This is a genomic window from Marinobacter sp. H13 (assembly GCF_059072335.1).
The window spans coordinates 3625237-3636591 of record NZ_JCACRU010000001.1; the positions used below are offsets into that span (position 1 = coordinate 3625237).

8 protein-coding genes are annotated in these 11355 nt (G+C 56.0%); all 8 read left to right on the plus strand.

The window, feature by feature from the left end; translation table 11 throughout:
- Positions 1–36: 36 nt before the first annotated feature.
- The gene (locus AC5JQH_RS16895) at positions 37–900 is read left to right on the plus strand and encodes a rhomboid family intramembrane serine protease (protein WP_008170508.1); all 864 of its coding nucleotides are present in this window, start codon (positions 37–39) and stop codon (positions 898–900) included.
- Positions 901–1065: 165 nt separating this feature from the next.
- Positions 1066–1356 carry a YeaC family protein gene (locus AC5JQH_RS16900; protein ID WP_008170505.1) on the plus strand — a complete coding sequence of 97 codons (291 nt, stop codon included), beginning with the start codon at positions 1066–1068 and terminating at the stop codon, positions 1354–1356.
- Positions 1353–2192, plus strand: coding sequence for a DUF2797 domain-containing protein (locus AC5JQH_RS16905; RefSeq protein WP_008170503.1), 840 nt, complete (start codon positions 1353–1355; stop codon positions 2190–2192). The genes AC5JQH_RS16900 and AC5JQH_RS16905 overlap by 4 nt, the downstream gene beginning before the upstream one ends.
- A gap of 82 nt (positions 2193–2274) precedes the next feature.
- Positions 2275–4917 (plus strand): aminopeptidase N, encoded by a 2643-nt coding sequence (pepN, locus tag AC5JQH_RS16910; RefSeq protein WP_008170501.1) that lies wholly within the window; start codon positions 2275–2277, stop codon positions 4915–4917.
- Between the two features lie 139 nt (positions 4918–5056).
- Positions 5057–6442 carry a DUF1329 domain-containing protein gene (locus AC5JQH_RS16915; protein WP_008170500.1) on the plus strand — a complete coding sequence of 462 codons (1386 nt, stop codon included), beginning with the start codon at positions 5057–5059 and terminating at the stop codon, positions 6440–6442.
- A 146-nt stretch (positions 6443–6588) separates the two neighbouring features.
- Entirely contained in the window at positions 6589–7737 is a 1149-nt protein-coding gene (locus AC5JQH_RS16920; protein WP_227497736.1) for a WD40/YVTN/BNR-like repeat-containing protein, read from the plus strand.
- A gap of 46 nt (positions 7738–7783) precedes the next feature.
- Entirely contained in the window at positions 7784–10168 is a 2385-nt protein-coding gene (locus AC5JQH_RS16925; RefSeq protein WP_008170496.1) for an efflux RND transporter permease subunit, read from the plus strand.
- Between the two features lie 185 nt (positions 10169–10353).
- On the plus strand, positions 10354–11337 hold the full coding sequence (locus tag AC5JQH_RS16930; protein ID WP_008170494.1) for a TAXI family TRAP transporter solute-binding subunit: 984 nt from the start codon (positions 10354–10356) through the stop codon (positions 11335–11337).
- Positions 11338–11355 lie beyond the last annotated feature (18 nt).

Here is an 11355-nt window from a genome sequence, read left to right on the forward strand (position 1 = left end):
GTTGTGGCTGAATCATTTCCGGAGGCGGAGTAAACGGTGTACCGAGTCAAGCAATTGGATACCACGGTAAACCTGGCGGGCTTCAGCCGTTGGCTGAACGGTCAGGGTGTGGCCCACCGCATCACGGAAGAGGGCGGGTTCCAGGTGCTCTGGCTGGAAGATCCCGCCCATGCGGAACCCGTGCTCTCGGCCCTTGACCGTTTTATGGCGGAACCGGAGATCAGGGAAGCGGTGGATCGTCAGAACCGCTCGCCGGTGTTTGTTGGTGGCCGCTGGCAACCTTCTCCGCGTCATGCGCCGCTAGTGCTGGGGATTATCGTGTTTGCGGTAGCCATGGTCTGGCTCACGGCCATGGGGCAGAATGAGCTGGCGGCCAGCCTGATGGTGATCGACCCCCGGGATTACGACTGGAGCACCATGGCCGGCCGCATTGAAGCGCTGACAGCGACGCTGGCAAGCGGCCAGGTCTGGCGGCTGCTGACGCCGGATTTTCTGCACTTCAGCTGGACCCACATCATTTTCAATTCGGTCATGCTCTGGTTTCTGGGTAGCCAGATCGAGTGGTTTGATGGTCGCGCCCGGCTAATCATGCTGTTTGTGATCACTAGCCTGATTTCCAACGGCCTGCAGTATTTTGTCTCGGGCCCGTTGTTCGGTGGGCTATCGGGAGTGGTTTATGGGATTCTGGGCTATTGTTGGCTCAGCCAGCGATCGGCACCGAGGTTTCAGTTTCCACCTGCGTTGGTAACCTTTGCCGTTGCGTGGATGGTCATCGGGTTTACCCCGCTGCCGGAAATGATCGGGCTCGGGCGTATGGCCAACGAGGCGCACCTGGGCGGATTCGTTGCCGGCCTGGCCCTTGCGGTGGTTTTGCCCGTAAAAGGCAGAAGGGGCGCATAAAAAAGCCCCGCCAGAGGCGGGGCATTAAAAGAGCTTTTAGCTCCTGATGAGAGAGACCAAATGATACGACCGTCGTCATTTGGTGAATTAATGATAATCATTATCGTTTGATGCTGTCAAACGGTTCCGCCATATTTTTAATGAACGTTTTTTCAGGAGAGCGGGATGACTTACGAAGAACTGATCGAGCGACTGGATCCCAATGTCTACCGGAGCCTCCGGCAGTCAATTGAACTCGGCAAATGGCCTGATGGCCGAAAACTGACGCCCGAACAGCGTGAAATCAGCCTGGAAGCGGTGATCTACTACGAGAACCTTCACAACATTCCTGAAGAAGAGCGTACTGGCTACCTGGATCGGGGCAGCAAAGCCGGTACCGCCTGCGATCCTTCGGTGCAGCGCAAGCAGGATAAAGACGATATGGACCCCAGCCAGTTTGTCGAGGTCAAGTCTTGAGCGAACTGATTGATGTCACCGGCCGGCTCCGGAAAATGCCGGCGGAGGCCGGAAACCCGGTGGCCTATTCCATTGCCGTTGGCGATACCCGTATCCCTCTTAATGATCTGATCGGCAGGCCTTTGCGCCTGGATTTTGATGGCGTGATTCGCTGTATTCATTGCGACAGGAAAACCAACAAAAGCTTTAATCAGGGTTTTTGTTACCCCTGTTTCCGCAAGCTTGCCGCTTGTGACAGCTGCATCATGAGTCCGGAGAAGTGCCACTATCATCTTGGTACCTGCCGTGAGCCCGAGTGGGGTGAAACCCATTGCATGGTGGAGCATGTGGTGTACCTTGCGAACTCGTCGGGTCTCAAGGTTGGTATTACCCGGGCGTCCCAGGTGCCAACACGGTGGATTGACCAGGGGGCTGTTGACGCTATACCGATGGTGCGCGTTGCAACGCGATACCTCGCAGGCCTTGTGGAAGTTGCCTGTAAGGCTCACGTCGCCGATCGGACCAACTGGCGGGCCATGCTCAAGGGCGATGTCCCGGAACTCGATCTGGTGGATGAGCGGCAGCGGATGCTTGGGCTGATATCCGACGACCTTGAGTCGCTCAGGCAGGCCCACGGTCAGGACTCCATTCGGGAAGTTGACGAGCAGGGGCTTGGCCTGAGCTATCCTGTCCAGGTCTGGCCAGCCAAGATCAAAACCCATAACCTCGACAAATCGCCGGAAGTCGAGGGCGTACTTGAGGGCATCAAGGGGCAGTACCTTATTCTGGATACCGGTGTGATCAATATTCGGAAGTTCACCGGTTATGAAGTCCGCTTCCGGGTCATGGAAGGCTGATAGCGCCTTTCCCGGCAAATCTTGTCATGCCTGTGGGTACTGTATGCCAGTGCCCGCCGGCCGCGAATTCTGGAGAAAACCCATGCGTACCAGCCAGCCACAAACCATATATCTGAGCGATTACAAGGTACCTGCGTATCTGGTCGACACTGTAGACCTGCGATTCGAGCTTTTTGAGGATGGCGCACGGGTGCACAGCACCCTCGAACTCCGCCGGAACCCGGAATCGGATGAGACGGCGGCGCCTCTGGAGCTCGATGGTGACAGTCTGACGCTCGAATCCGTCGCTCTGAACGGCGCTGAGCTGGCCGCTGGTGATTATGAAGATCGGGGCGATCAGTTGGTGGTTCGCTCGGTGCCGGAACAGTTCACTTTGACAGTCGTCACCTGGATCGAGCCGCAGAACAATACCCGTCTGGAAGGGCTTTACAAGTCCTCGGGCATGTTCTGCACCCAGTGCGAGGCTGAAGGGTTCCGCTGCATCACATTCTTCCCGGACCGCCCGGACGTGATGGCGCGTTTCCGCACTCGCATAGAAGCCAACAAGGACGCCTATCCGGTTCTCCTCTCCAATGGTAATGACGTCGAAAAAGGCGAGCTGGAAAACGGCCGTCATTTTGTTACCTGGGAAGATCCGTTCCCCAAGCCCTGTTACCTCTTCGCCCTGGTGGCCGGAGATCTGGTTGAGAAAAGGGACACGTTTTCCACGTGCTCTGGCCGCGACATCGATCTGCGCATGTATGTGGAGCCCCGTAACGCCGAGAAATGCGATCACGCCATGGACTCGCTGAAGCGTTCCATGCGCTGGGATGAGGAAGTCTATGGTCGTGAGTACGACCTCGATATTTTCATGATTGTGGCGGTAGACGACTTCAACATGGGCGCCATGGAGAACAAGGGGCTCAACATCTTCAACTCGTCCTGTGTTCTGGCCAGCCAGGAAACCGCTACGGACTTGGCGTTCCAGCGCATTGAGGCCATCGTCGCCCACGAATATTTCCACAACTGGTCAGGTAACCGGGTCACCTGCCGCGACTGGTTCCAGCTCAGCCTGAAAGAGGGCTTTACCGTTTTCCGGGATTCCCAGTTCTCGGCAGACATGGGTTCGCCGACTGTGAAGCGGATTGAGGATGTCACGCTGCTGCGTACCGCCCAGTTTGCTGAAGATGGAGGCCCGATGTCGCATCCGGTGCGGCCGGCTTCCTACATGGAAATCTCCAACTTCTACACCCTGACCATTTATGAGAAAGGTGCAGAGGTCGTACGCATGATCCATACCCTGCTGGGGCCGGACATGTTCCGCAAGGGCAGTGACCTGTATTTCAAGCGCCACGATGGCCAGGCCGTCACAACCGATGATTTTGTAAAAGCCATGGAGGATGCCTCCGGCCGTGATCTGAGCCAGTTCCGTCTGTGGTACGAGCAGGCCGGCACGCCGGTGTTGGCCATTTCGGACGACTTTGACGCGGAGACAGGTGTGTACCGCCTGACTATTGAGCAAAGCATTCCGGATACCCCGGGCCAGACCAACAAAAAACCCCAGCACATCCCGTTTGCGCTGGGTCTGCTTGGACAGGATGGCCAGCCCCTGCCGTTGCAGCTTGAATCCGGAGATTCGGGTGCGCCGACGGAGCGGGTGCTTGAGCTGACCGAAGCCGTCCACACGTTCGAATTCCATGGCGTCGAATCCAGACCTGTGCCATCACTTTTGCGGCACTTCTCCGCGCCGGTTCGGGTTCGCTACAACTGGAGCCGAGAACAGCTGCTCTTCCTGATGAGCCATGATCCGGACGGTTTCAACCGCTGGGATGCGGGCCAGAGACTGGCCGTCGATGTCATCCAGTCACTGGTCGGAGCGCCGGACGATGCGGACATCGAACCAAGACTGGTTGAGGCTTATCGCAAGCTGATTTCCGACACCGATCTGGATCAGGCCCTGGTGGCGAAAATGCTACAGCTTCCTTCGGAAGCGTACCTGATTGAGCTTACCGAAAACGCCGATGTGCCAGCCATTCACCGGGCTCGTGACTCAGTGCTGCGGCACCTGGCCGGTGCCCTGAAAGGCGAGCTGATTGATTGCTACCAGCGCCAACAGGACAGTGGTCCCTACGAGGTGACGCCGGAGGCCATTGCCCGTCGTAGCCTGCGCAATACCGCTTTGGCCTGGTTGCTGATGATTGATGACGAGGAGGGTCGGGGCCTGGCTGTGAGCCAGTTGAACGCTGCTGACAATATGACCGATCGCATGGGTGCTTTGCGTGCGCTCGTCAATTCGGGCTTTGAGGCTGATCGCCGGCAGGCGCTTGATCACTTCTATGATCGGTTCCAGGAAGATCCGCAGGTTGTTGAACAGTGGTTCTCTGTGCAGGCGTCCAGTGATCAGGCCGGGCAGTTGGCGGACATCCGTAAGCTTCTGGAGCATCCGGCGTTCGACTGGAAAAACCCCAACAAGATTCGCTCTGTGGTGGGTGCGTTTGCGGGTCAGAATCTGGCTGCTTTCCACAAGCCTGACGGTTCTGGTTATGAATTCCTGGCGGATCAGGTCTGCCGCCTGGACGACAGCAACCCGCAGATTGCTGCGCGCCTGGTGACGCCGCTTACCCGATGGAGAAAGTTTGCGCCCGCGTACAGCGCTCAGATGAAATCTGCCCTGGAGCGTATTCGCGACAAATCCGGATTGTCCCGGGATGTTTATGAGGTGGTGCACAAGAGCCTCGCGGAGTGAAGCCAGATACAAAATCGCACTTTCGGTCGATAGACTTTAGTCTGGGATCGGGTAATCTGGAGTAAGGTCTGTAATTCCATCAGACGACAATAAAAAAGCCTCCGCAGAGGCTTCCAGACGCACTTAAGGTTTCACAATGATGTATAACAAAAATGCGATTCTCGGCGGCCTGCTGGCTTTCTCCGTGGCATCAGCGCCTGCGTGGGCGGCGGTCTCCGCCAGTGAAGCGGCCCGTCTGGGCCAGGAGTTGACACCCTTTGGCTCGCCCAAGGCCGGCAACAGCGCCGGAACCATTCCGGCCTGGACCGGAGGCTTGACAGAGCCGCCTCCCGGCTATGAGGGAAGCGGACAGCACCACATTAATCCGTTCCCGGATGATGAAGTCCTTTTTACCATTACGCCTGCCAACATGGATCAGTATGAGGAGTACCTCACTGACGGTGTGAAGGCGATGCTCGAAACCTACCCGACCACATTCCGTGTGCCCGTTTACCAGTCCCGTCGTACCCATGCGGTCCCTGATTGGGTGGCTGAGAATACCCGTGAAAACGCGGTAAGCGCGGAGATTGTTGGCCAGGGCGAAGGCCTGGACGGAGCCTTTGGCGGTTACCCATTCCCGATCCTGCACGGCAATGACGAGCAGAAGGCCTGGCAGGCGGTCTGGAACCACCTGACCCGCTGGCGGGGCGTGAATATAACCCGTCGCTCCAGTGAGGTGGCAGTCCAGACCAACGGTGACTACTCGCTGGTTACCTCTCAACAGGAAGCCTTCTTCAACTACTACAACCCGGAAGGCGGTGAAGAAGATCTGGATAACGTGATCTTCTACTACCTGTCGTTTACCCAGTCACCACCCCGCCTTGCCGGTGGCGCCATTCTGATTCATGAGACCCTGAATCAGATCATCAATCCCCGGAATGGTTGGGGCTACAACGCCGGTCAGCGTCGGGTACGTCGGGCGCCAAACCTGGGGTACGACTCCCCGATTGCAGCGGCTGACAACCTCCGGACCGCAGATGATACCGATATCTTCAACGGGGCCCTGGATCGCTATAACTGGAATTACGAAGGCAAGCGGGAAATCTACATCCCCTACAACAATTACCGAATTGGGGAAAAAGGTCTTCCTTACGAGGAAATCCTCGGTATCTCCCATCTGAATCCGGACCTCACCCGCTGGGAGCTTCACCGTGTGCACGTGGTAGAAGCCACACTGAAAGACGGTGAGCGCCATATCTATGGCAAGCGCCGCTTCTATATCGACGAGGACAGCTGGAACACGGTTCTGCTGGATCAATACGACGGTCGCGGCGAACTCTGGCGTGTCACGATGGGGCTGCCGAAAAATTATTATGAACTTCCAGGTGTGTGGACGGTTCTTGACGTCTATCATGACCTTCAGGCCCGTCGTTATCATGTACTCGGTTTGGACACAGAAGAGGCCAATACCCGCGTGTTCACCAATGAGGTCCCGAACAAGCGTTACTTCTCGCCGGCTTCCCTGCGCCGCAGGAGTGTTCGCTAACGCACTGTTGGCCGAGGGATGCGTCCCCGCCCACAGGAAGTGGCGACCCGACATACCGGCAATCGTAAGGTTGCCGGTATGTTTACAGTTATTCCCGGCTTTGCCGGTCAGAGACACAGTTCAATACAACATAATAGGCAATCTGAATGGCTAAAAGGTTGATGTGCAAGACTCTGGGCGCTGCCTGCCTTGGACTTTCCATGGTCTGGTCTGCCCCTGCAGCGTTTGCGCTTGCAGATATCATCGAAACCCCGGCCCGGCCGACGGATCTGGCCCCGGAAAATCTTCTCACCGATGCGACCCGGGTTGGGGATCGCATTGTGGCCGTGGGAGAACGCGGCCATATCATCTACTCGGATGATGAGGGGAAAACCTGGGTTCAGGGTGAGGTACCTGTTTCTGTGACCCTGACAGGGATCGATTTTGGCTCCGACAGCCATGGCTGGGCCGTGGGCCACAGCGGCGTTGTCCTCCATACCAGCGACGCCGGGGCCACCTGGGACCTTCAGATTGACGGTATCCGCGCCATGGAACTGGCCATTGAGAGCCGGGAAGAGCAGATTGCCGCCATGGAGGAGCGCATCGAAGAAGCGCCCGAAGAAGAGAAAGAGGATCTCGAGTGGGCACTGGACGACCTTTACTTTGCCCTCGAGAACATTCAGGCGGATATGGACATTGGTCCAGTTAACCCGCTGCTGGATGTCTGGTTTGAAAACGAGAACCGCGGTTTTGTGGTAGGCGCTTACGGTATGTTCCTGCGCACCATGGACGGTGGTGAGACCTGGAAAGACTGGGCGCCAAGAATTGATAACCGGCAGAACTTCCATCTCAATGGCATTACCCGGATCACGGGTGGTGCACTGGTGGTCGTTGGTGAAGCCGGTCAGATACATGTCTCTGTAGACGGTGGTGAGACCTTTGAGCGCCGTGAGGCGCCTTATGAAGGCTCCCTGTTCGGTGTCATCGGTACAGGCCGGGTGAACGAGATGCTCGCCTTCGGCCTTCGTGGCAACATGCTGTTCTCTTCAGACCTCGGCAGAAGCTGGCGGATGGTCCCCAATTCAGCTGGGGCTACGCTCAACGACGGCGTCGTTTCGGAAGATGGTCGTATCACCCTGGTAGGTAATAGTGGTGCGGTACTGATGAGCACCAATGGCGCCGAAACCTTCCGCGAGCATTTCAGAAGTGATCGTGAAGGTGTCATGAGCGCGGTGCCTATCTCAGGAACAGACCTGCTGATTGTCGGCGAAGGTGGCGTAAAAATCACAGACGCCCGTGGAAGAAACCTTCAATAACGCCCTGATGTGGCAACAACCGAACGAATAATAGAGGGGCTTTTGAATGTCCAACCCTAAGCATGACAAGGGCGAGCACTATCTGACCACGCCCAAGGCCGAACCCTTTCTCGAAAGGCTGATCTTCAATAATCGGCCAATCATTCTTGTCGTCTTCGCCGTGTTGACGCTGTTTCTGGGGTATAACGCCGTCAAGATCCAGCCGGATGCCAGCTTCGAGCGAATGATTCCGCTTGAGCATCCCTACATTGTAAATATGCTTGAGCACCGGGATGATCTTGAAAACCTCGGTAACTTCGTTCGTATCGCCGTCGAGGTAGAAGAGGGCGATATTTTCACCCAAGAGTACATGGAAACCCTGAAGCAGATCACCGACGAGGTTTTTTATCTCAACGGCGTGGATCGTTCGGGTCTCAAATCCCTCTGGACGTCGAATGTCCGCTGGGTTGAGGTTACCGAACAGGGTTTTCAGGGTGGCACTGTCATACCGGACGGCTATGACGGCTCCCGGGACAGTCTGGAGAAGCTTCGCCAGAACGTTCTTCGTTCCAACGAAGTCGGGCGCCTGATCTCTGATAACTTCCAATCAACGATCGTTTACGCGCCGCTGTACGAGAAGAATCCGGAGACCGGTGAGGCTCTGGACTACGGCGAATTTTCCCGTCAGCTTGAAGAAAAGATTCGTGAAAAGTACGAAGAACAGAACCCGAACATCAAGATTCATATAGTCGGTTTCGCCAAGAAGGTCGGCGATCTGATTGAGGGGATTGGTTCTATTGCCTGGTTTGCAGGGATTACCATTCTGCTGACCACGCTGCTTCTGTTCTGGTACTCGCGGGCTATTGCCGGCACCCTGGTTCCTGTCTTTACCTCAATCATTGCAGTGTTCCTGCAGTTGGGTACGCTTCGGCTGCTGGGCTACGGGCTGGATCCTTATTCGGTGCTGGTGCCATTCCTGGTGTTTGCGATTGGTATCAGTCACGGCGTTCAGATTGTGAATGCCATGGCGGTTGAAGCTGCCAAGGGCTTTGATGCGGTGACCGCTGCGCGCCTGGCTTTCCGTGCTCTTTACATTCCGGGCATGCTGGCTCTGATTTCGGATGCCTTTGGTTTCCTGACCCTGTTCTTTATCGAGATCGACGTTATCCGGGACCTGGCTGTTGCCGCAGGTATTGGTGTGGCGTTCGTGATCTTCACCAACCTGGTTTTGCATGTATTGATTATGTCCTATGTCGGTATCTCCAAAGGGGGTATTCGTCACGTGCAGAATCACGGCGAAAAACAGGATCGGAAATGGCGTGTTTTGTCCTACTTCTCCCATCCGGGCGTTGCGCCAATTTCGTTGTTGATTGCTGTAATTGGTCTCGGTCTTGGTCTTTATTACAAGCAGGACCTGAAGATTGGCGACCTGGATCAGGGTGCGCCTGAGCTTCGTGCGGACTCCCGCTACAACAAGGACAATGCCTACATCATCAATAATTACTCGACCAGTGCGGATGTATTGGTGGTGATGGTCAAAACACCGGAAGAGCAGTGCACGCAGTATAATGTGCTGCGGGCCATGGATACTCTGCAGTGGGAGCTTCAGAACACGCCGGGCGTTCAGTCTTCGGTATCACTTGCAGATGTTTCCAAGATGGTGACCAAGGCTCTGAACGAGGGCAACTGGAAGTGGTATGAGATCTCCCGCAACCAGACCATTATCAATGCGTCCATTCGTGAGGCGCCTGCCGGGTTGATCAACACTGATTGCAGCCTGACGCCAGTACTGGTCTTCCTTGAGGACCACAAGGCAGAAACTCTGGAAACCGTCGTTGAGCGCGTCGAACAGTTTGCCGGGAACAACAGCACTGATGAGCACAGGTTCCTGCTAGCGGCGGGTAACGCCGGTGTCGAGGCCGCTACTAACGAGGTTATCTCCGGCGCCAAGGATAAGATGCTGATCCTCGTTTACAGTGTGGTGAGTTTGCTGTGCTTCGCGACCTTCCGTTCGATCCGTGCGGTGCTGTGTATCGTGATACCTCTGGGACTGACTTCGATCCTCTGTGAGGCAATCATGGCGGTATCCGGCATTGGTATCAAAGTGGCGACCCTGCCGGTTATTGCCCTGGGTGTCGGTATAGGTGTCGACTACGGCATTTATATCTACAGCAAGCTGGAGAAATACCTGCTTGAAGGCAAAACGCTTCAGGAGGCTTACTACGAGACCCTGCGCTCCACTGGTAAGGCGGTTATGTTTACCGGTGTGACTCTGGGTCTGGGTGTTGTCACCTGGATATTCTCGCCAATCAAGTTCCAGGCCGACATGGGCTTCCTGCTGTTCTTCATGTTCCTCTGGAACATGGTTGGAGCCATCTGGCTGTTGCCGGCCCTGGCCCGGTTCCTGCTGCGGCCGGATCAGATGCTTGCCAAGGCTCGAGCTGCGAAATAACATTCGCACCGACCTGCAAAAAAGCCCGCTTTGCGGGCTTTTTTGTTGTCTGGTCAACCGGTTAGCGAGCTAATCCATACTTTATTTATGGTGTGAAGTGGTCTATGTTTTATGGTGATCGTACGTCTTGCCCGCTCCCGAAGCGGGCGCCGAATTACAATGAACAGAAAAAAGGAAGAACTCACATGACACTGAAACTTAAAGCCTCCGCATTCGCTGTCGCTGCCGCAGTCAGCCTGGGCGCTGCTTCAACCTCCGTTTCCGCCCAGGAGCAGCGCTTCGTGACCATCGGCACCGGCGGTGTAACCGGCGTTTATTACCCGGCTGGCGGTGCTATCTGTCGTCTGGTGAACATGGACCGTAAAGAGCACGGTATTCGCTGCTCTGTGGAGAGTACCGGTGGTTCCGTCTACAACCTGAATGCCATCCGCCAGGGCGAGCTCGATCTGGCAGTTGCCCAGTCCGACTGGCAGTACCATGCCTACAATGGCACCAGCCAGTTCAAGGATGATGGTGCTAACAAAGATCTCCGCGCGGTCTTTTCTCTGCATCCGGAACCGTTCACTGTTGTTGCCAGCAAGGGCTCAGGCATCAAAACCTTTGAAGACCTGGAAGGCAAGCGGGTATCTGTCGGCAACCCCGGTTCAGGGCAGCGCGCCACTGCTGAAGTCCTGATGGATGAGATGGGCTGGACGCTGGACAAGTTCTCACTGGCTGCCGAAATCAAGGCCGCGGAGCAGTCCCAGGCCCTGTGTGACGGTAACATTGATGCCTTCTTCTACACGGTTGGCCACCCCTCTGGTGCAATCAAGGAAGCGACCACCTCCTGTGACAGTGTACTGGTTAACGTTGATAACGCTGCCACACAGAAGCTGATCGACGAAAACCCGTACTATCGTAAGGCAGTCATCCCTGGTGGTATGTATCGTGGCAGTGACGATGACGTTACCACCTTCGGCGTTGCGGCAACCTTTGTGTCATCCACTGATGTGCCCGATGACGTTGTTTACGCGGTTGTGAAGGCTGTTTTCGAGAACTTCGACAGCTTCAAGCGCCTGCATCCTGCATTTGCCAACCTGAACAAGGAAGAAATGGTCTCTGATGCCCTGAGTGCGCCTCTGCACCCGGGTGCTGCCAAGTACTACAAAGAAGCTGGTCTGATCGACTGATCTGCCTGCACTCCGTCA